The 20,394-nt window shown below is 70.2% G+C and carries 15 protein-coding genes; 3 read left to right on the top strand and 12 right to left on the bottom strand.

The window, feature by feature from the left end:
- Positions 1 to 72: 72 nt before the first annotated feature.
- Genes ACZ59A_RS05655 through ACZ59A_RS05645 form a run of 3 tightly spaced genes read right to left on the bottom strand, consistent with a single transcriptional unit; the run spans position 73 to position 4,680 of the window.
- Positions 73 to 2,022: an ABC transporter permease/substrate-binding protein gene (locus tag ACZ59A_RS05655; RefSeq protein WP_470953886.1), complete on the bottom strand. Its 1,950-nt coding sequence runs from the start codon at positions 2,020 to 2,022 to the stop codon at positions 73 to 75.
- Complete coding sequence (locus ACZ59A_RS05650) at positions 2,012 to 3,667, bottom strand: sugar ABC transporter ATP-binding protein (protein WP_470953884.1); 1,656 nt, start codon at positions 3,665 to 3,667, stop codon at positions 2,012 to 2,014. Before ACZ59A_RS05650 ends, ACZ59A_RS05655 begins: the two co-directional genes overlap by 11 nt.
- Positions 3,664 to 4,680, bottom strand: a complete 1,017-nt coding sequence (locus tag ACZ59A_RS05645) for a LacI family DNA-binding transcriptional regulator (RefSeq protein WP_470953881.1) — start codon at positions 4,678 to 4,680, stop codon at positions 3,664 to 3,666. The genes ACZ59A_RS05650 and ACZ59A_RS05645 overlap by 4 nt, the downstream gene beginning before the upstream one ends.
- A 208-nt stretch (positions 4,681 to 4,888) precedes the next feature.
- Between ACZ59A_RS05645 and recD2 the strand changes: the two genes are divergently transcribed.
- The gene (gene recD2 / locus ACZ59A_RS05640) at positions 4,889 to 7,096 is read left to right on the top strand and encodes an SF1B family DNA helicase RecD2 (RefSeq protein WP_470953880.1); all 2,208 of its coding nucleotides are present in this window, start codon (positions 4,889 to 4,891) and stop codon (positions 7,094 to 7,096) included.
- Positions 7,097 to 7,281: 185 nt separating this feature from the next.
- A complete protein-coding gene (locus ACZ59A_RS05635) occupies positions 7,282 to 8,571 on the top strand; it encodes a citrate synthase (RefSeq protein WP_468052490.1) in 1,290 nt (429 codons plus the stop codon).
- Positions 8,572 to 8,979: 408 nt separating this feature from the next.
- On the opposite strand, the gene ACZ59A_RS05630 is transcribed toward ACZ59A_RS05635, so the two are convergent.
- The 3 genes from ACZ59A_RS05630 to ACZ59A_RS05620 form a co-directional block, all read right to left on the bottom strand.
- Positions 8,980 to 11,277 (bottom strand): heavy metal translocating P-type ATPase, encoded by a 2,298-nt coding sequence (locus tag ACZ59A_RS05630; RefSeq protein ID WP_470953877.1) that lies wholly within the window; start codon positions 11,275 to 11,277, stop codon positions 8,980 to 8,982.
- Positions 11,274 to 11,495 carry a heavy-metal-associated domain-containing protein gene (locus ACZ59A_RS05625; RefSeq protein ID WP_470953874.1) on the bottom strand — a complete coding sequence of 74 codons (222 nt, stop codon included), beginning with the start codon at positions 11,493 to 11,495 and terminating at the stop codon, positions 11,274 to 11,276. Before ACZ59A_RS05625 ends, ACZ59A_RS05630 begins: the two co-directional genes overlap by 4 nt.
- A 199-nt stretch (positions 11,496 to 11,694) precedes the next feature.
- Positions 11,695 to 12,345, bottom strand: a complete 651-nt coding sequence (locus ACZ59A_RS05620; protein ID WP_470953871.1) for a TetR/AcrR family transcriptional regulator — start codon at positions 12,343 to 12,345, stop codon at positions 11,695 to 11,697.
- A gap of 185 nt (positions 12,346 to 12,530) precedes the next feature.
- Between ACZ59A_RS05620 and ACZ59A_RS05615 the strand changes: the two genes are divergently transcribed.
- Positions 12,531 to 14,894, top strand: a complete 2,364-nt coding sequence (locus ACZ59A_RS05615) for an MMPL family transporter (protein WP_470953868.1) — start codon at positions 12,531 to 12,533, stop codon at positions 14,892 to 14,894.
- Between the two features lie 34 nt (positions 14,895 to 14,928).
- On the opposite strand, the gene ACZ59A_RS05610 is transcribed toward ACZ59A_RS05615, so the two are convergent.
- The 6 genes from ACZ59A_RS05610 to ACZ59A_RS05585 all read right to left on the bottom strand — a co-directional run bounded on the left by ACZ59A_RS05610 (position 14,929) and on the right by ACZ59A_RS05585 (position 20,394).
- Positions 14,929 to 15,138 carry a helix-turn-helix transcriptional regulator gene (locus ACZ59A_RS05610; protein ID WP_470953865.1) on the bottom strand — a complete coding sequence of 70 codons (210 nt, stop codon included), beginning with the start codon at positions 15,136 to 15,138 and terminating at the stop codon, positions 14,929 to 14,931.
- 150 nt (positions 15,139 to 15,288) lie between these two features.
- Positions 15,289 to 16,146: a sugar phosphate isomerase/epimerase family protein gene (locus ACZ59A_RS05605; protein WP_470953862.1), complete on the bottom strand. Its 858-nt coding sequence runs from the start codon at positions 16,144 to 16,146 to the stop codon at positions 15,289 to 15,291.
- A gap of 92 nt (positions 16,147 to 16,238) precedes the next feature.
- Entirely contained in the window at positions 16,239 to 17,258 is a 1,020-nt protein-coding gene (locus ACZ59A_RS05600) for a Gfo/Idh/MocA family protein (RefSeq protein ID WP_470953859.1), read from the bottom strand.
- Positions 17,259 to 17,329: 71 nt separating this feature from the next.
- Positions 17,330 to 18,250, bottom strand: coding sequence for a sugar phosphate isomerase/epimerase family protein (locus ACZ59A_RS05595; protein WP_470953857.1), 921 nt, complete (start codon positions 18,248 to 18,250; stop codon positions 17,330 to 17,332).
- A 195-nt stretch (positions 18,251 to 18,445) separates the two neighbouring features.
- On the bottom strand, positions 18,446 to 19,318 hold the full coding sequence (locus ACZ59A_RS05590) for an ATP-binding cassette domain-containing protein (protein WP_470953855.1): 873 nt from the start codon (positions 19,316 to 19,318) through the stop codon (positions 18,446 to 18,448).
- Positions 19,319 to 19,323: 5 nt separating this feature from the next.
- Positions 19,324 to 20,394, bottom strand: coding sequence for an ABC transporter permease (locus ACZ59A_RS05585; protein ID WP_470953853.1), 1,071 nt, complete (start codon positions 20,392 to 20,394; stop codon positions 19,324 to 19,326).

Below are 20,394 nucleotides of genomic sequence, written 5' to 3'. Positions count from 1 at the left end.
GATATCTGTCACCCGATACCTGTCAGCCGCTACTCGTCAGCTGTTGCCTGTCAGCTGATACGCGTCAGCCGGTCACTTCGACTCGACAACCTTCACCGGGACCTTGACCGCCCCGGCGACCTTCTGACCCTTCGCGGCCTTGATCGCGTTCCGTACGACCAGCCGCCCCAACTGCTCGGGCTGCTGGGCGACGGTCGCGGTGAGCGTGCCGTCCTGTACCGCCTTGAGGCCATCCGGCTCGCCGTCGAAGCCGACGACCTTGACGGACTTGCCCGCCTTGGAGCCGAGCGCCTTGATCGCGCCGAGCGCCATCTCGTCGTTCTCGGCGAAGACGCCGTCGACGTCGGAGTGGGTCTGGAGCAGGTTGGTGGTCACGTCCAGGGCCTTGGCCCGCTCGAAGTTCGCGGGCTGCTTGCCGACGACCTTGATGCCCGGGTACGCCTTCAGCCCCTCCGCGAAGCCCTGGCCGCGCTCGCGCGAGGCCGACGTACCGGCGACGCCCTGGAGGACGAGGATCTTGCCCTTGCCGCCGAGCCGTTCGGCCAGCGTCTTGGCGGCGAGCTTGCCGCCCGCGACGTTGTCGGAGGCCACCAGGGACTCGATGTCCGCCTTGTTGACGGTGCGGTCGGCGGCGAGCACCGGGATACCGGCCTTGTTGGCGGTCTTGACGGACGGGCTCGCCGCGTCGGAGTCGACCGGGTTGATGATGATCGACTTCATGTTCTGGCTGGTGAAGTTCTGTATCTGATTGGCCTGCTGGGAGGCGTCGTTCTGGGCGTCGGTGACGGTGAGGCTGATCCCGGCGCGCTTGGCCTCGGCCTGGGCGCCCGTCTTGAGCTGGACGAAGAAGGGGTTGTTGAGGGTCGAGAGCGACAGCCCCACCTTGGTCTTCGCGCCGCTGTCCGAACCGGAGTGCCAGAGGGACGAGCCGAAGGCGAAGGCGGCGACGACCACCGCGGCCACCGCGAACTTCCCGGCGTTCATGGCCGCCTGGCGACCGCCACCGGACGGTCCTCCGGCCGACGCACCGGGCGCCGCGGGCCGGGCCCCGGCGCGGCGGCGCACCGTGTCGAGCAGCACCGCGAGCGCGATGACGACGCCGATGACGACCTGCTGCCAGAAGGCGGAGACGTCCAGCAGGTTGAGCCCGTTGCGCAGCACGGCCAGGATCAGCGCGCCGATGAGCGTGCCGGACGCCTTGCCGACGCCGCCGGACAGGCTCGCGCCGCCGATGACGACCGCGGCGATCGCGTCCAGTTCGTAGCCGACCGCCGCCTGCGGCTGCGCGGAGGAGAGCCGGGAGGCGAGCACGATGCCCGCGATCGCGGCGAAGCCGCCGGACAGGGCGTAGACGACGAGCTTCTGACGCCCCACCCGGATACCGGAGAGCCGGGCCGCCTCCTCATTGCCGCCGATCGCGTACATCGCACGGCCCGCGTACGTACGGCCCAGCACCCCGGAGGTGATCAGGCCCATCGCGATCATCACGAGCACCGGGACCGGCAGCCAGCCGCCGAGCGTGTCGCCGAGGCCGGACACCGAGTCGGGGACGGCGATCGGGCTGCCCTGCGAGATGACCAGGGCCAGGCCCCGGCCGACCGACAGCATCGCGAGCGTGGCGATGAACGGCGGCAGCTTGCCGAAGGACACCAGTGCCCCGCTGACCAGGCCGCACGCCACACCGGTGGCGACGGCGAGCACCGCCGCGAGCCACACCGGCAGCCCCTGTGAACTCGCCGACCAGGCGAGCACGGTGGCGGACAGCGCGGCCACCGAGCCGACCGACAGGTCGATGCCCGCGGAGACGATGACGAAGGTGACGCCGAAGGCGAGGATCGCGGTGACCGCCGCCTGGACGCCGACGTTGAGGAGATTGTCGGTGGTGAGGAAGTCGCCGGACAGCAGCGACATCGCCGCCAGCAGCAGCACCAGGGCGCTCAGCGCGCCGTTGTCGAGCAGCACACGGCGCAGCACGGCCGGGCCCCCGGGGTCCTTCGTGGACCGAAGCGTGTCAGTGGCCACGGGAGCCCTCCTTTTCGTTGCCGCCGACTCCCTCGTCGGCGCCGTCTGTGCTTCCTTCGACGCCCTTGACGTCCTTCACCGCCAGGGCCATGACCGCGTCCTGGGTCGCTTCCCGCGCGGTCAGCTCTCCGGCGATCCGGCCCTGGGCCATGACCAGGACGCGGTCGCTCATGCCCAGCACCTCGGGGAGGTCGCTGGAGATCATCAGGACGGCATGGCCGGACGCGGTGAGTTCGTTGATGAGCTGGTAGATCTCGACCTTGGCGCCCACGTCGATACCGCGGGTCGGCTCGTCGAGGATGAGCACCTTGCTGTCGGCGAGCAGCCACTTGCCGATGACGATCTTCTGCTGGTTGCCGCCGGAGAGGGTGCGTACCTGCTGGTCGAGCCCGGCCATCCGGACCGCCAGCTGCCCGGCGATCCGCTCGGCCGCGCGGCGCTGTCCGGCCCGGTCGACGAGCCCGGCGCGGGTGGCGCCGCGCAGCGTGACCAGGCCCAGGTTCTCGTGCACGGACGCGTCCAGGACCAGCCCCTGGCCCTTGCGGTCCTCCGGTACGAGGCCGATCCCGGCGTCCATCGCGGCGACCACGTCATGGCGGGGGAGCGGTACGCCGCCGACCTCGACGGTGCCGGTGTCGTACGGATCGGCGCCGAAGAGCGCCCGTACGACCTCGGTACGGCCCGCCCCGACGAGCCCGGCGAGGCCGACCACCTCTCCGGCGTGCACGTCGAAGTCGACGCCGTGGAAGCTGCCGTCCCGGGTGAGGCCCCGGACCTTCAGCAACGGCTCGCCGGCGCTTCCGGAGGCGTCCCCGGAGGCGCTTTCGGAGGAGCCTGCCGAAGTGCCGTCGGACGTCGGGCGCTCCCTCGGGTACTGCTGCTCGATGGACCGTCCGACCATCAGCCGCACCAGCTCGTCCTGATCGGTGTCGGCCGGGACCTGGGTGACGCTGCGGCCGTCGCGCAGGACGGTCACGCGGTCGCCCAGGGCGGCGATCTCCTCCAGGTGGTGGGTGATGAAGACGACGCCCACTCCGTCCGCGCGCAGCGTGCGGACGATCCGGAAGAGCTTGTCGACCTCCTCCGTGGTGAGCACGGCGGTCGGCTCGTCCATGATCAGCACGCGGGCGTTCAGGCTCAGCGCCTTGGCGATCTCCACCATCTGGAGCCGGGCGATCCCCAGGTCGCGGACCCGGGTCCGCGGGGAGACGTCCACGCCGACGCGGGCGAGGAGTTCGGCGGCCTGCTCGTCCATCTTCGTACGGTTGACCACCCCGAAGCGGCGCGGCTGACGGCCCAGGAAGATGTTCTCGGCGACGCTCAGGTCGGGGACGAGGTTGAACTCCTGGTAGATGGTGGCGATGCCCAGCCGCTCGGCATCCTGCGCACCATGGATACGGACCGGGCTCCCGTCGACCAGAACGCGTCCCCCGTCGGGGCGGTGCGCCCCGGACAGCATCTTGATCAGCGTGCTCTTGCCCGCGCCGTTCTCGCCGAGGAGTACGTGCACCTCTCCCCGGCGGAGGTCGAAGTCGACGCCGTCCAGCGCGACCACGCCGGGAAACGTCTTCCGGACCTCCTCCATCCGCAATATCTCCGCCCCGTGGTCCGCCGGTTCCGGCTCGGGGCTGGGCGTCGTGGTCATGGCGTGCTCCCTTCGGGCTCGCCGCAGGAGCGGCGGGGGACCAGGCGGGCGGACAGGGTCACCGATGCGGTGGGCCGCCCCTCGACGCGATCGATCAGCGCGCCGACGGCGGCGTGGCCGAGGTCTCCGGTGGGCTGGGCGATGGCGGTGATCGGCGGATCGGTGTGGACGAACCACGGGATGTCGTCGAACGCGGCGAGCGCCACGTCGTCGGGCACCCGCAGCCCGCGGGAGCGGATCTCGTCCATCGCGCCGAGCGCCATCAGATTGTCGGCGGCGAAGATCGCCTCCGGGGGATGGGGCAGGTCGAGGAAGCGGGCGGTCGCCCGTCGCCCGCTGTCGGCCTGGAAGTCGCCCTGGCCGATGTGGTCGTCGGGCAGGGCGAGGCCGAATTCGCGCAGGGCGGAGCGGAAGACGTCGACCCGTTCGCGCCCGGTGGTGGTGGCGGCCGGGCCCGCGATGATGGCGAGCCTGCGATGGCCGAGGGCGTGCAGATGGGCCACCAGATCGCGGACCGCGGCCCCGCCGTCGGTGCGGACGACGGGCACCTCGTCCAGCCCCTCGCCCTCGATCCAGCGGTCGACGAAGACCATGGGCGTTCCGGCGCGGGCGGCGTCCAGCATCAGCGGGGAGCCGCCGTCGGTGGGGCTGACCAGCAGGCCGTCGATGCGGCGGTCCATCAGGGTGCGGACGTGGTGGTCCTGGAGGTCGGGCCGCTCGTCGGCGTTGCCGATGACCACGCTGTAGCCGCGGTCCCGGGCGGCGTCCTCGACCGAGCGGGCCAGTTCGGTGAAGAAGGGGTTCAGCACATCGCTGATGACCAGCCCGAGGGCCCGGGTCTGATGGGTGCGCAGCGAGCGGGCGACGGCATTGGGCCGGTAGCCGAGGTCGGCGACGGCGGCGAGCACCCTGTCCCGGGTGTCCGTACGGACGGACGGGTGATCGTTGAGCACCCGGGAGACCGTCGCGACGGAGACCCCGGCGCGCTGCGCCACGTCCTTGATGGCCGGCATCCCCCACCTCCTCGTGGAATCGATTACATCGATGACGCCGAGGGAGATTGGAATCGATTACACGAGGCCGGTGCAAGATGCCGGAACGGGCCGCAACCGGATCGTGATGATCCGCTCCGCCCGATGCGTCGCCTCGGTCCCCCGGGTTATCCACAGGCTCGCCGTCCGCCCCTGACCCGGTGTCCGCCCCCGGCGGTACGGTCGGTGCATGCTCAAACTCGCGGTGGTCGAAGGGGTTCTGGAGCGGATCACCTACGCCAATGAGGAGAACGGGTACACGGTGGCCCGGGTCGACACCGGCCGCGGCTCGGGGGATCTGCTGACCGTCGTCGGCTCACTGCTGGGCGCGCAGCCGGGTGAGTCGCTGCGGATGGAGGGCCGCTGGGGTTCCCATCCGCAATATGGCAAACAGTTCACCGTCGAGAACTACCAGACCGTCCTGCCCGCCACCGTCCAGGGCATCCGGCGCTATCTCGGCTCGGGCCTGATCAAGGGCATCGGCCCGCGGATCGCCGACCGGATCACCGAGCACTTCGGCGTCGACACCCTCGATGTCATCGAGGAGCAGCCCAAACGGCTGGTCGAGGTCCCGGGTCTGGGTCCCAAGCGGACCAAGATGATCGCCGCGGCCTGGGAGGAGCAGAAGGCCATCAAGGAAGTGATGGTCTTCCTCCAGGGCGTCGGCGTCTCCACCTCCATCGCGGTGCGGATCTACAAGAAGTACGGCGACGCGTCGATCGCGATAGTGAAGAACGAGCCGTATCGGCTGGCCGCCGACGTCTGGGGCATCGGCTTCCTCACCGCCGACAAGATCGCCCAATCGGTCGGCATCCCGCACGACAGCCCCGACCGGGTCAAGGCCGGTCTGCAGTACGCGCTGTCCCAGTCCGCCGACCAGGGCCACTGCTACCTCCCCGAGGAGCAACTGATCGCCGATGCGGTGAAGTTGCTCCAGGTCGACACCGGCCTGGTCATCGACTGCCTGGGCGAACTGGCGGCCGACGACGAGGGTGTGGTGCGCGAGCCGGTGCCCGGCCCGGAGGACGGTCAGCCGGTCTCGGCGGTCTATCTGGTGCCCTTCCACCGCGCCGAGATCTCGCTGGCCGGGCAGGTGCGGCGGCTGCTGCGCACGGAGGAGGACCGGATGCCCGCCTTCCGGGGCGTGGACTGGGGCGCGGCGCTGGGCTGGCTCGCCCAGCGCACCGGCGCCGATCTGGCTCCCGAGCAGAGCCAGGCGGTGCGGCTCGCGCTCACCGAGAAGGTCGCGGTGCTCACCGGCGGCCCCGGCTGCGGCAAGTCGTTCACCGTGCGGTCCGTGGTGGAGATGGCCCGCGCCAAGAAGGCCAAGGTGGTGCTCGCGGCCCCCACCGGCCGGGCCGCCAAGCGGCTCGCCGAGCTGACCGGGGCCGAGGCGTCCACGGTGCACCGGCTGCTGGAGCTGAAGCCCGGCGGGGACGCGGCGTACGACAAGGACCGACCGCTGGATGCCGACCTGGTGGTCGTCGACGAAGCCTCGATGCTCGACCTGCTGCTGGCGAACAAGCTGGTCAAGGCGGTCCCACCGGGCGCCCATCTGCTGTTCGTGGGGGATGTGGACCAGCTGCCGAGCGTCGGCGCCGGGGAGGTGCTGCGCGATCTGCTGGCCGACGGCAGCCCGGTGCCGGCCGTCCGGCTGACCCGGATCTTCCGCCAGGCGCAGCAGTCCGGGGTGGTCACCAACGCCCACCGGATCAATTCAGGGACCCCGCCGATCACCCAGGGCCTGTCGGACTTCTTCCTCTTCGTGGAGGACGACACGGAGGAGACCGGGCGGCTCACGGTGGACGTCGCGGCCCGCCGCGTCCCCGCGAAGTTCGGCCTCGACCCCCGCCGTGACGTGCAGGTTCTCGCCCCGATGCACCGTGGCCCGGCGGGCGCGGGGACCCTCAACGGACTGTTGCAGCAGGCCATCACCCCGGCCCGGCCGGACCTCCCGGAGCGCCGTTTCGGCGGCCGGGTCTTTCGTGTCGGCGACAAGGTGACGCAGATCCGCAACAATTATGAGAAAGGGGCCAATGGGGTCTTCAACGGCACGGTGGGAGTCGTCGCCTCCCTCGACAACGACGAGCAGCGGCTGACCGTGCTGACGGACGAGGACGAGGAGGTGCCGTACGACTTCGACGAGCTGGATGAACTGGCTCACGCCTATGCGGTGACCATCCATCGCTCCCAGGGCAGTGAGTACCCGGCCGTCGTGATCCCGGTGACCACCGGGGCCTGGATGATGTTGCAGCGGAACCTGCTGTATACGGCGGTGACCCGGGCCAAGCGCCTTGTGGTGCTGGTCGGCTCGCGCCGCGCGCTCGGGCAGGCGGTGCGTACCGTCTCGGCGGGCAGACGCTGTACGGCGCTGGATCACCGGCTCGGCGGGCCATAGGAGTCGAGCGTGTCAAGAGGGTTTCCGAACGGTGACGAACGGGGCAGGATGGCCGTGTAGGCGGCACTGAGTGCCGCCAAAAGGCCCTTTAGTCGACCCCGAGTGCACATCCATCACCCGAGTAGGGGAAGGTGGGGGAGTCAGGGCACCTCGAGGAAGAGAACCAGACGTCGGTGAGGGATGACGTGAGCGACAACTCTGTAGTACTGCGGTACGGAGACGACGAATACACCTACCCGGTGGTCGACAGCACCGTCGGTGACAAGGGCTTCGACATCGGCAAGCTGCGCGCCCAGACCGGTCTGGTGACCCTGGACTCCGGCTACGGCAATACCGCCGCGTACAAGTCCGGCGTCACCTACCTGGACGGTGAGCAGGGCATCCTGCGGTACCGCGGGTACCCCATCGAGCAGCTGGCGGAGCGCGCCTCCTTCGTGGAGACCGCCTTCCTGCTGATCAACGGCGAGCTGCCCACGGTCGACGAACTGGCCGCGTTCCGTGAGGACATCACGCGCCACACGCTGCTCCACGAGGACGTCAAACGGTTCTACGACGGCTTCCCGCGTGACGCGCACCCGATGGCGATGCTGTCCTCCGTGGTCAGCGCGCTGTCGACGTTCTACCAGGACAGCCACAACCCGTTCGACGAGAAGCAGCGCAACCTGTCGACGATCCGGCTGATGGCCAAGCTGCCGACCATCGCGGCGTACGCGTACAAGAAGTCGGTCGGTCACCCGTTCGTCTACCCGCGCAACGACCTCGGTTACGTCGAGAACTTCCTGCGGATGACCTTCTCGGTCCCGGCGCAGGAGTACGACCTCGACCCGGTCGTGGTCAGCGCGCTCGACAAGCTGCTGATCCTGCACGCCGACCACGAGCAGAACTGTTCGACCTCCACGGTCCGGCTCGTCGGCTCCTCGCAGGCCAACATGTTCGCCTCCATCTCGGCGGGCATCAACGCGCTGTGGGGCCCGCTGCACGGCGGCGCCAACCAGTCGGTGCTGGAGATGCTGGAAGGCATCCAGGCGTCCGGCAGCGATGTCGACACCTTCATCCGCAAGGTGAAGAACAAGGAAGACGGCGTGAAGCTCATGGGCTTCGGGCACCGCGTCTACAAGAACTTCGACCCCCGGGCGAAGATCATCAAGTCCGCGGCGCACGACGTCCTCTCCGCGCTCGGCAAGTCCGACGAGCTGCTCGACATCGCGCTCAAGCTGGAAGAGCACGCGCTCGCCGACGACTACTTCGTGGAGCGCAAGCTCTACCCGAACGTGGACTTCTACACCGGTCTGATCTACCGGGCGATGGGCTTCCCGACCGAGATGTTCACCGTGCTGTTCGCGCTCGGCCGGCTGCCGGGCTGGATCGCCCAGTGGCACGAGATGATCAAGGAGCCGGGCTCCCGCATCGGCCGCCCGCGCCAGATCTACACGGGCGTCGTCGAGCGCGACTTCGTCCCGGTCGAGCAGCGCTAAATAAACGACAGTGCTGAGCGCGGCGCCGCAAGCGCCGCAGTAGGCCAGAAGCGCCCCGCTACCGATCCCCCCACGGGTCGGAGCGGGGCGCTTCCCTTGTCCCGGTTCGGATTCCCCCCACGGGATCCGGTCCGGGCGTTCAGTGGGCCGTACGGGCTCGTACGGACGCGATCTGCCGGGACGCGTACGTACGGGAGGGCCGCTCAAAGCTCCCCGAGTACGTCGCCCCGGCCACGCGTAGCAGGATGCGTCCCCCAAGACGTATCCTCACCGCCCCATTAGACTCGCGACCCCCCTCAATGGTTACGTTGGGTTGTCTGTGATCTGCGTCTCTTGTCATATGGGGGCGTAAAAGGGCAAGAGCCTCGATTCAAAGATCGAGGCTCCTGTGTATGGGTGTTGTGCGGCTTATGGGGACTTGGTGGAGACCGTGGATGCCGTGAAGGAACGCAGTCGCAGACTGTTGCTCACGACGAACACGGAGGAGAACGCCATCGCGGCGCCCGCGATCATCGGGTTGAGCAGACCGGCCGCCGCGAGCGGCAGCGCGGCGACGTTGTAGCCGAACGCCCAGAACAGATTGCCCTTGATGATGGCCAGGGTCCGGCGGGCCAGCCGGATCGCGTCGGCGGCCACGCGCAGGTCGCCCCGGACGAGGGTGAGGTCACCGGCCTCGATCGCCGCGTCCGTTCCGGTGCCCATGGCGAGCCCGAGGTCGGCGGTGGCCAGGGCGGCGGCGTCGTTGACTCCGTCGCCGACCATGGCGACCGACCGGCCCTCGCCCTGCAGCCGCTTCACGACGTCGACCTTGTCCTGCGGCAGGACGTCGGCGATGACCTCGTCGATGCCGACCTCGCGGGCGACCGTCTCGGCCACGCGCCGGTTGTCGCCGGTCAGCAGCACCGGGGTGAGGCCGAGGGCGCGCAGCTGGGCGACGGCTTCGGCGCTGGTCTCCTTCACGGCATCGGCGACGGTGAGGACGCCGCGCGCGTGCCCGTCCCAGGCCACGGCGACCGCCGTTTGGCCCTCCGCTTCGGCCGCGGCCTTGGCGGCTGCCAGGTCCTCCGGCAGGTCGATGGCCCACTGGGTGAGCAGGGTGTCGCGGCCGACGAGCACCGCGTGTCCGTCCACGACGCCCTGGACGCCGAGCCCGGGCACGGATCCGAAGCTCTCGGGCGCGGGGAGCGTCCCGGTGCGCTCGGCCGCGCCGTCCGCGATGGCGCGGGCGATGGGGTGCTCACTGGCGTGCTCGACCGCGCCCGCGAGCCGCAGCAGCTCGTCCTCGCTGGTGCGCGGTGCCGGGATGATCCGGTGCAGCCTCATCCTGCCGGTGGTCACCGTGCCGGTCTTGTCGAGGACGACCGTGTCCACCCGGCGGGTCGACTCCAGCACCTCTGGGCCCTTGATCAGGATGCCCAGCTGGGCGCCGCGGCCGGTGCCGACCATGAGCGCGGTCGGGGTCGCCAGGCCCAGGGCGCACGGGCAGGCGATGATCAGGACGGCGACGGCGGCGGTGAAGGCGGCGGTCGCGTCGTTCGTCGTCAGCCACCAGACCAGCAGGGTGCCCACGGCGATCAGCAGCACGATCGGCACGAAGACGCCGGAGATCCGGTCGGCGAGCCGCTGCACCTCGGCCTTGCCGTTCTGCGCGTCCTCCACCAGCCGGGCCATCCGGGACAGCTGGGTGTCGGCGCCCACCCGGGTGGCCTCCACGACGATGCGGCCCGCCGTGTTGACGGTCGCCCCCGCGACCGCGTCGCCCACCGCGACGTCCACGGGGACGGATTCGCCGGTCAGCATCGAGGCGTCGACGGCCGAACTGCCCTCGACCACCGTGCCGTCGGTGGCGATCTTCTCGCCGGGGCGCACGACGAAGCGGTCCCCGACGGCCAGTTCGCGCACCGCGATCCGTACCTCGCGGCCGCCGCGCAGGACGGCGACGTCCTTGGTGCCCAGCTCCATCAGGGCGCGCAGCGCCGCTCCCGCCCGCCGCTTGGACTTCGCCTCCAGATAGCGGCCGAGGAGGATCAAGGCGGTCACCCCGGCGGCCGCCTCCAGATAGATGGAGGACGAGCCGTTCGCACGGGTGACGGTGACGTCGAAGCCGTGCTGCATGCCGGGCATGCCCGCGTCGCCGAAGAACAGGGCCCACAGGGACCAGCCGAGTGCCGCGAGCGTGCCGAGGGAGACCAGGGTGTCCATGGTGGCCGCGCCGTGCCGGGCGTTGGTCCAGGCGGCCTTGTGGAAGGGCGCGCCGCCCCAGACGACGACGGGCGCGGCGAGGGTGAGGGAGAGCCACTGCCAGTTGTCGAACTGGAGCGAGGGCACCATCGCCAGCACCACGACGGGCAGGGAGAGGACGAGCGAGACGAGCATGCGGTGGCGCAGCGCGCCGTGCTCGCCAGGCGCCGGGGGCGCGGCCTCGGCGCCGTCGGCGGTGCGGTCGGGGGCGGGCTCGGGCTCTTCGGGGCGCGGTTCCTCGGCGGTGTAGCCGGTCTTGACGACCGTGGCGATGAGGTCCGCGACCTCGACGCCGCTGCCGTAGGACACCTGGGCCTTCTCGGTGGCGTAGTTCACCGTGGCGGTGACGCCGTCCAGTCGGTTGAGCTTCTTCTCGATACGCGCCGCGCAGGAGGCGCAGGTCATGCCGCCGATGGCCAGCTCGACCCGCTCCTCGTGCCCGGCGACGGGAGCCGTGATGGTCATGCGAGCTCGTAACCTGCTTCGTCGACTGCGGCGCGGACGGCCTCGTCGTCCAGCGGGGCGGCCGAGATGACGGTGACCTGGCCGCTGGAGGCCACGGCCTTGACGGAGCTGACGCCGTCGAGGGCGCCGATTTCCTCGGCGACGGCACCCTCGCAGTGGCCGCAGGTCATGCCGGTCACCTGGTAGACGGCGGTGACGGTGTTCGCCTCGGAGCTCATGGACTTCTCCTCTGTGGGGGAGTGGCTGACGGTACGCGAGGGGCGCCGGTTGGCGCAGCGCCTCCTGACGCTTCAACTCTATACCCCTAGGGGGTATTCCCGGAAGCCGGGAGTGCTCCGGCTGTCGACAGCGCTCATCGCGCCGCTGGAGTGATACCCCCTTGGGGTGTCGTCACAGGGGTGGCCGGCCCGGTGGCGGTCAGGTCCTGGCGGATGCCGCCTCGGTGCCGATGACGGGGGCCAGGTACCCGTACAGGCAGTTCTTCACCTCGGTGATGTACGCCTCGCGGTCCTCTCCCTCGTGGGAGATGATCAGCTCCAGCCCGGCCTTGAACAGGGCGAACGCCATGGTCGCGGTGCGCGTGCGGCGCTCCGGGGGCAGCTCGGGGGCGTAGGTGCCGATCAGGTCCTCGACCTGGGTCTGCAGCGCGGCGTGCAGCGCCACATGCTCCTCGGCGACCGTGCCCGGGGTATCGGAGGAGCAGATCAGGGCGACGAAGACGGGGTTGGCGCAGTTGAACTCGATCAGCGGGTCGAGGACCACGTCCAGCATCTCGCCGAGCGGCAGTGCGGCGTTCTCGGCGGTGAAGGCCACGCCGTGGGCGTCCCGCATCTGCTGGGTGAGGCGGTCGCCCAGCTCGACGGCGATGGCCTCCTTGTTCGGGAAGAACTGGTACAGCGTGCCGGGGGAGACCCCGGCCTCGCGGGCGATCGCGTTGGTGCTCGCGGAGGCGTAGCCGGTGCGGCAGAAGATGCTGGCGGCGGCGTCCAGCAGCTGCTGGATCCGGCGCTCGCCGCGCGCCTGCCTGCGGCGGGGGCTCGCGGGTCGGGCTTCCTGGCTCTCGGTCACAATCCACAGCTTCCCATGTGCGATTGACAAACACGAGTGCCCGCTCGCATTCTTGAGAAATGCGAGCGGTCGCTCGTGTTTGCCGGTTCGTCGGCAATCAGCGACCCATGCTGCCTGCCCGCCTGCCGGTATGTCCGTCCGGGCGGGGCCGGCCGCATGGGCACAGGCGAAGGGGACACCGCGTCATGACCGATGCCAATCGGCCGCCCGGCGAGCGGATCGGAGGATGGACGCGCCTGGTCACCGCCAGGCCGCGGCTGTCCCTGCTGATCGCTCTGCTCTTCACGGCGCTCGCCGTCGTGGCCGGGAGCGGCGTCGCCGACCGGCTCTCGGGCGGCGGCTGGGAGGACCCGGCGTCCCAGTCCTCGTACGCCACCAAGGCGCTGGAGAAGCGGTTCCCCGCCTCCCAGCCCAACCTGATCCTGCTCGTCGACAGCGGCGGCAAGAAGGTGGACGACCCGGCGGTCGCCACCGAGGCCCGGGGGCTCGCCAAGAAGCTCGCGGCCGAGCAGGCGGTCACGGGCGTCACCTCCTACTGGGGCACCGGCGCGTCCGCCCTGCGCAGCAAGGACCGCGGCGAGGCGATCATCGCCGCGCGCATCACCGGTGACGAGAACGCCGCGGGCAAGACGCTGGAGCGCATCGCCCCCGACCTCCGCGGGCAGCACGGGCCGGTCGAGGTCTCCGTCGGCGGACCGGTCGCCGTCAAGCAGGAGATGCAGACCACCATTCAGGAAGACCTGCTGCGGGCCGAGATGATGGCGCTGCCCGTCACCCTGGTGCTGCTCGTCATGGTCTTCGGCAGCGCGGTGGCCGCCCTGCTTCCCCTCCTCATCGGCGTCATCGCGATCCTGGGCACCGACGCCGTGCTGCGCGTGCTCACCGAGTTCACCGATGTCTCGGTCTTCGCGCAGAACCTGACCACCGCGCTCGGCCTCGGACTCGCCATCGACTACGCCCTGTTCATCGTGCGGCGCTTCCGCGAAGAGCTGTCGGCGGGCGGGGAGACGCTCCCGGCCGTCGCCGCCACCCTGCGCACCGCCGGGCGGACCGTGCTGTTCTCGGCGCTGACCGTCGCCGTCTCGCTCGCCGCGATGATGGTCTTCCCGCAGTACTTCCTGCGCTCCTTCGCCTACGCGGGCATCGCCGTGGTGCTCATTGCCGCGGCCGCCGCCCTGGTGGTGCTGCCCGCCGCGCTCCTGCTGCTCGGCGACCGGGTCAACAAGTGGGACCTCACCCGGCTGCTGCGCCGCGGCCGTCGCGCCGACGCGAGCGCCGACGGGAGCGACGGGGCCGCAGGCAAGGCCGAACCGGGCGCGGGCTGGGGGCGGTTCGCCCGGCTGGTGATGCGGCGCGCCCCCCTCTTCGCGCTGGCCACCGTCGCCGGGCTGGTGGCGCTGGGGCTGCCCTTCCTACGGGTGGAGTTCGGCACCGCGGACGACCGCCAGCTGCCCTCCGGCGCCGAATCGCACGTGGTCCAGCAGCACATCCGGGACGGTTTCGCGGGCGGACCCGGCGGCGGGGTCGAGATCCTGGCCGAGGGCAGGCCCGGTGCCGCGGCGCTCGCCGACTACAGCGCCAAGGTCTCCGCCCTTCCCGGGGTGCTGCGGGTGGACAGCCCGGCAGGTCACTTCGCGGACGGCCGCCAGCTGGGCAAGCCCGGCCCGGCCGAGGCGGCGCGCGCGGCCGACGGCGCGGCGTATCTCAGCGTGCAGCCCAAGGGCGAGGGCGTGGAGCCCGCCACCCAGGACCTGGTGCGGGACATCCGCGCCCAGGATCCCCCGTTCCGCACCTCGGTGACCGGCACCGCCGCCGTCCTGGTGGACACCAAGGAGTCCCTGGCCGACCGGGTGCCCTGGGCGGGCGCGATCATCATCGCCGTCACCCTGCTGCTGGTCTTCCTGCTCACCGGAAGCGTGCTGATCCCGCTCCAGGCCGTGCTGCTCAACGCGCTCAGCCTCACCGCGATGTTCGGCGCCATGGTGTGGGTCTTCCAGGAGGGGCATCTGTCCGGGCCGCTGGCCTTCACCAGCTCCGGAGACATAGAGACCACCCTGCCGGTGCTGATGTTCTGCGTCGCCTTCGGGCTCTCCATGGACTACGGCGTCTTTCTGCTCTCCCGTATCAAGGAGGAGTACGAGCGCACGGGCGACCATGAGGCGGCGGTGGAGTTCGGCCTGCGGCGCACCGGCGGGCTGATCACGGCGGCGGCGCTGATCCTGGCCGTGGTCATGGTGGCCATCGGTACCTCGCGGGTCACCAACACCAAGATGCTCGGCCTCGGTATCGCCCTGGCCGTGCTGATGGACGCGATGGTGGTGCGCAGTCTGCTGGTCCCGGCGGTGATGAAGCTGACCGGCCGGGCCACCTGGTGGGCCCCGGGCCCGCTGCGGCGGCTGCACACCCGGTTCGGGCTGAGCGAAGGGGAGGCCGCGCCCGGCTCCCTCGCCCCCTCCGATGAGTCTCCCGGCGCCGCCGGGGAGGCGGACGGGGACACCGGCGCGGACCCGGGGAGGGGCCGCGGCCGGGACCGGGTGAGCGTCCGCTGACCCGCGGCGCCCGGCGCGATCCACAAGACACCCCCTAGTCCTTGGAGTCGCGCCGGGCGCGGCGGTTGCCGGGTCTGCGGGCCACCCAGGCCCGGATCGTGTCCGCGTACCAAAACGGCTTGCCGCCCTCCACGAGGTCGGGGGGCGGCATGTGACCGTGCTTGCGATAGGACCGTACGGTGTCGGTCTGTACACCGATATGTGCGGCGATCTCCTTGTAGGACCACAGCCTTCGATCGGTCATCACTCGCGCCCTTTCACTCGGCCTGTGTTCGGTGAACGAGCCGGGTGACGGGCGGCTAGGGGCTGTTGAACACCTGTGACGTAAGCCGCGCGGAGATGTGACGCCTGTGACCGCCGGGTGACGCGGCGGCCCCTGCTTCCAGGAGGCCGGTTACTTCCAGGTGGAGAGGTACTCGTCGATCTTCCGGCGCATGAAGACGGACGAATCGCGGGCGCGGTCCTCCCAGGCGAAGACGCAGGAGGTCAGCGTGCCGTCGAAGTTGTTGTCCCGCAGCGCGCCGAACAGCGCGTCGAAGTCGACCTCGCCCTGGCCGATGTCCAGGTGCTGGTGGATACGGGCCGCCGAACCGGGCGGGTTGATGATGTAGCGCAGGCCCGAGGACGCGGTGTGGTCGAAGGTGTCGGCCAGATGCACATGGGTGAGCAGGTCGCCCGCGTGCTTGATCAGGCCGGGGGCGTCATTGCCGTGGTGGAAGGTGTGCGGGGCGCAGTAGAGGTAGGAGACCAGGGGGTGGTTGATGCCCCGGATCATGTTGATCGCCTCGTACCCCTCCTCGATGAAGTCGTCCGGGTGCGGCTCCAGCGTCAGCCGGATGGACTCGCGCTCGAAGACCGGCAGCAGCTCCTCGATCGACCGCCAGAACTGGCCCTCGCTGCGGCTGGGGTCCTCGGGGCGGCCGTTGAACTCCGAGATCATGCTGTCCACGCCCAGGTCGGCGGCGATCTGGATGGACCGCTTCCAGTAGCGGACGGCGGCCTGGCGCTCGTCCTCGTCCGGACCGGACCAGCGGAACAGCGGCAGAATCGAGGAGATCTGCACCCCGGCGGCGTCCAGCGCCTTCCGGAACTGCCGCACCGTGCCGTCGTCCACCCGCGGATGCTTGAAGAAGGGGATGAAGTCGTCGCGGGGGGACAGCTCGATGTACTCGAAGCCCAGCTCGGCGACGAGCGCGGGGAGTTCGAGCAGGGGCCCCTTGCGCAGCATATGCGGGTCGAGGGCGATCTTCATAAGAAGGACAAACCTTTCAAGCGGGGAAGCGTGCGGAGTGTGGAACAAAGGGGGCGGGCCGGTCGTGGTGGCGACCGGCCCGCCCCTGAGCGTCAGGCGTAGAAGTCGGGGCGCGCGATCATGTCGACGGGCGTGCGCTCGCCGGTGGTCTGCGCCCGCACCCCCGCCTCGCATACGGCGGCCGCGGCGTAGCCGTCCCAGGCGCTCGGGCCCTCGACGACGCCGCGCCGGGTGGCGTCGACCCACGCCTGCACCTCGCGGTCGTACGCCTCCTCGAAGCGGGCCACGAAGTCGGGGGCGATCTCGCCGCCCCAGGTGCCGGGGCGGTTGACGAGCATGCCGTGGGCGTCGCCGACGCGCGCGGTGCCGCGCTCGCAGACCGCCTCGGCCTGGACCTGGTAGCCGAAGCCGCAGCTCGCGAAGATCTCGACGTTGACGATCGCGCCGCCGGTGGTCTCGAAGATCACCAGCTGGGGGTCGGCAAGCCCCTCGGGGGCGTGCGAGTTGGGGGTCGGCTTGAGCACGGTGACGTTGGCGATCTCCTGCTCCAGCAGCCAGCGCGACTGGTCCATCTCGTGCACCACGGAGTCGTTGATCAGCATCTCGGTGGTGAAGTACGAGTGCACCGAGGCGTTGCGGTGACGGCAGTGCATCAGCAGCGGACGGCCCAGCTCACCGGAGGCGAGCAGCGTCTTGAGCTTCATGAACTCGGTGTCGTAGCGGCGCATGAAGCCGACCTGGATGCGACGGTGACCGAGCCGCTGCTCGGCCTCCAGCACCCGCAGCGCGGACTGCGAGTCCGGGGTCAGCGGCTTCTCGCACAGCACCGGCAGATCGTGCTCGAACGCGCTGAGCAGCGCGGCCTCGTGCGCGGGGCCGGGCGAGGCGATCAGTACCGCGTCCACGCCCGGCGCGGCCATGGCGGCGGCCGGGTCGGTGAACGCCTGGCAGCCCTCGGACGTGTCGGCGACGGCCTTCGCGCGTGCCTCGTCGATGTCGACCACGGCCGCCACCCGGGCGCCGCTGATCACCTCGTTGATGCGGCGCACATGGTCGGCGCCCATCTTGCCGGTCCCGATGACGGCGATCCCGAGCGTGCCCTGCTGGGTCATAGGTGTCTCTCTTCTCTTTCTGCTCGTCCGGAGGATCGGAGGGGATCGGAAAGGGATCGAAGGGGAGCGGGTCAGGCGCCGCAGGAACGCAGGAAGCGGCGGGTGCGCTCGGCGATCGGGAACGGCTGGTCGGGCGGGCACGGGTACATGTCCTGCTCGACGATGGCGAACAGGTCCACGTCCAGCTTCTGGGCGGCCGTCAGGACCGGCCCCAGCTCCGGGACGCCCTTCGGCGGCTCGCACATCACGCCGCGCTTGACGGCCGGGCCGAACGGCACCCCGTTCTCGACGACATCGGCCAGGATCTCCGGGTCGACCTGCTTGAGGTGGAGGTAGCCGATGCGCTCGCCGTAGGTCTCGATGAGCTTGACGCTGTCCCCGCCGCAGTAGGCGTAGTGGCCGGTGTCCAGGCAGAGGTTGACCAGGTCGGAGTCGGTGGCGTCGAGGAAGCGCGCCACGTTCTCCTCGCCGTCGATGTGGGTGTCGGCGTGCGGGTGGACGACGATGTCGAGCCCGTAGTGCTCGCGCACCTCACGGCCGAGGCGCTCCATGCCGGTGGACAGATGGCGCCACTGCTCGGCGGTCAGCTCGGGCGGCTCGATGATCTCGGCGGTCTTGTCGTCGCGCCAGAAGGAGGGGATGACCACGAGGTGCTTCGCGTTCATGGCCCGGGTCAGCTCCGCTACCTGGGAGACGTGCTCCCAGGTGGCGTCCCAGACCTCGGGGCCGTGATGCAGGGAGGTGAAGATCGTGCCCGCCGAGACCGTGAGGTTCCGGCGGGTGATCTCCTCGGTGAGCCGGGCGGGGTCGGTCGGCAGATAGCCGTACGGGCCCAGCTCGATCCACTCGTAGCCGGCCTCCGCGACCTCGTCGAGGAAGCGCTGCCAGGGGACCTGCTGCGAGTCGTCGGGGAACCACACCCCCCATGAGTCGGGGGCCGAGCCGACCCGGAGTCGGTCCAGGGCGGGCACGGGGGAGGCGGCGGCAGTCATGGAAGAGGGTCTCCTCTCGCCGGTCGGGGGACCGGGGAAGGGGGCGGTGCGGGTCGCTCGTTTCCGGTGGTGGCCGGGGCCCGCGTTTCATGCTGGTTTGGGCAGCTTTACGGGCCGGACCGGGGGCCGTCAAGACTTCGTCAGGACATTCGGACGTAATGTCACGTCATCAGGTCCGAATGTCAGGTCGTCAGGTCAGGGTGAAGGGGTGTCGACGACCTCGGGAAGCTCCTCCACATCGACCCCGCGCACCTGCGCCAGCTCGTGTTTGAGGGCGGCCAGCTCGGTGCCGCCGGCCATGTGGTTGGTCAGCTCCTCGAGGCTGACGTCGTCCCGGGCGGCGTTCAGCTCCAGGGCGCCGAGTCTCAGCACCGAGAAGTGGTCGCCGACCATGTACGCGTGGTGCGGGTTGTGGGTGATGAAGATGACACCCAGGCCCCGCTCGCGGGCCGCCGCGATGTACTTCAGGACGACGCCCGACTGCTTGACGCCCAGCGCCGCGGTGGGCTCGTCCAGGATCAGCACTCTGGCGCCGAAGTACACCGCCCGCGCGATGGCCACCGACTGCCGCTGGCCCCCGGAGAGGGTGCCGATGGGCTGTTCCAGGTTGTCCAGGTGGATGCCCATGGCGGACAGCTCCGCGTGGGTGGTCTCCTTCATCCGCTCGATGTCGAGCCGCCGGACGGGCCAGGGGCCGCGGGTCAGCTCGGAGCCGAGGAAGAAGTTCCGCCACACCGGCATCAGGGGCACCGTGGCCAGGTCCTGGTAGACGGTGGCGATGCCGAGGTCGAGGGCCTCGCGCGGGTTGCTCAGCCGCACCGGTTTGCCGTCGACGATGTACTCGCCCTCGTCATGCCGGTGCAGCCCGGAGATGATCTTGATGAGGGTGGACTTGCCCGCGCCGTTGTCGCCGAGTACGCAGGTCACCTGGCCCGGCCGGACGTCGAGGTCGATGCCCTCCAGGGCCCGGACGTTGCCGTAGAGCTTGCCGACGCCCTTGAGCTGGACGACCGGCTCCGTGGCGGCCTCCGCGGCCGGTGCGGGCTTCGTGAGGTCGTTGGCGGACATTCCCATCACCTCCTGGCGGCCTGACGGCGCACCCACAGATTCACGAGCGTGGCGAGCAGGAGCATCACGCCGACGAAGAACTTGAACCAGTCCGGGTTCCAGTTGGCGTAGACGATGCCCTGGTTGACCATGCCGAAGATGAAGGCGCCGAGGAGCGCGCCGATCGCGGAGCCGTAGCCGCCGGTGAGCAGACAGCCGCCGATCACCGCCGCGATGATGTAGTAGAACTCGTTGCCGACGCCCTCACCGGCCTGCACGGTGTTGTACTCGAAGAGCAGATGCATGCCGACGAACCAGGCCGCGAGGCCCACCGTCATAAAGAGCGCGATCTTGGTGAGGTTCACCGGCACGCCGACCGCCCGGGCGCTCTCCTTGGAGCCGCCGGCCGCGAAGATCCAGTTGCCGAACTTGGTGCGCAGCAGGACCCAGGTGGCGAGGGCGGCGAAGGCCAGCCAGTAGAACACGGTGATGTTCACATCGACGCCGAAGACCGTGATCTCGGAGGCGAAGACCGCCTTGGCCGAGTCGAAGCCGTCCATGTCGTTGATGGTGTTGGTGGCGACGTTGTCGGTCAGCAGCTTGGTGACGGCCAGGTTGAGGCCCTGGAGCATCAGGAAGCTGGCGAGCGAGACCAGGAAGCTGGGCAGCCCGGTCTTGATCAGCAGCAGGCCGTTGATCAGGCCCACCGAGAGCGAGACGACCAAGGCGACCCCGACGCCGACCCAGACGTTGGCGGTGAGCTGGAAGCTGAGCATGCTCGCGGTCAGCGCCGAGGAGGTGACGGCGACACCGGCCGACAGGTCGAACTCGCCGCCGATCATCAGCAGGGACACGGCGAGCGCCATGATGCCCAGCGTCGAGCCCTGGTAGAGCACGGTGGCGAACGAGTCCGCCTGCCGGAAGGTCGGGGCGACGGCGAAGAAGAAGACGTAGACGCCGACGGCGGCGACCAGCGCGCCGATTTCCGGCCGGGCGAAGGCCCGGCGCGCCAGCGAGCGTTCGGCGGTGCGGGTCTTGGGGCGCGCCGCGGGGGAGGCCGGTGGCATGGCGGCGGCGGGTGGGGCGGCTTGGGTCAT

Source organism: Streptomyces sp. NPDC040405, assembly GCF_055595765.1.
The sequence above is the reverse complement of the archived record's forward strand: the minus strand, read 5'-3'. Positions and strand labels throughout refer to the sequence as shown.

Excerpts from the sequence above, each read along its gene's own strand:
- ACZ59A_RS05600 (WP_470953859.1), bottom strand. The coding sequence starts at position 17,258 with ATGACCCAGCAGGGCACGCTCGGGATCGCCGTCATCGGGACCGGCAAG.
- ACZ59A_RS05615 (WP_470953868.1), top strand. The coding sequence starts at position 12,531 with ATGACCGATGCCAATCGGCCGCCCGGCGAGCGGATCGGAGGATGGACG.
- ACZ59A_RS05650 (WP_470953884.1), bottom strand. The coding sequence starts at position 3,667 with ATGACCACGACGCCCAGCCCCGAGCCGGAACCGGCGGACCACGGGGCG.
- ACZ59A_RS05630 (WP_470953877.1), bottom strand. The coding sequence starts at position 11,277 with ATGACCATCACGGCTCCCGTCGCCGGGCACGAGGAGCGGGTCGAGCTG.
- ACZ59A_RS05595 (WP_470953857.1), bottom strand. The coding sequence starts at position 18,250 with ATGACTGCCGCCGCCTCCCCCGTGCCCGCCCTGGACCGACTCCGGGTC.
- ACZ59A_RS05585 (WP_470953853.1), bottom strand. The coding sequence starts at position 20,394 with ATGACCCAAGCCGCCCCACCCGCCGCCGCCATGCCACCGGCCTCCCCC.
- ACZ59A_RS05610 (WP_470953865.1), bottom strand. The coding sequence starts at position 15,138 with ATGACCGATCGAAGGCTGTGGTCCTACAAGGAGATCGCCGCACATATC.
- ACZ59A_RS05590 (WP_470953855.1), bottom strand. The coding sequence starts at position 19,318 with ATGTCCGCCAACGACCTCACGAAGCCCGCACCGGCCGCGGAGGCCGCC.
- ACZ59A_RS05625 (WP_470953874.1), bottom strand. The coding sequence starts at position 11,495 with ATGAGCTCCGAGGCGAACACCGTCACCGCCGTCTACCAGGTGACCGGC.
- ACZ59A_RS05645 (WP_470953881.1), bottom strand. The coding sequence starts at position 4,680 with ATGCCGGCCATCAAGGACGTGGCGCAGCGCGCCGGGGTCTCCGTCGCG.
- recD2 (WP_470953880.1), top strand. The coding sequence starts at position 4,889 with ATGCTCAAACTCGCGGTGGTCGAAGGGGTTCTGGAGCGGATCACCTAC.
- ACZ59A_RS05605 (WP_470953862.1), bottom strand. The coding sequence starts at position 16,146 with ATGAAGATCGCCCTCGACCCGCATATGCTGCGCAAGGGGCCCCTGCTC.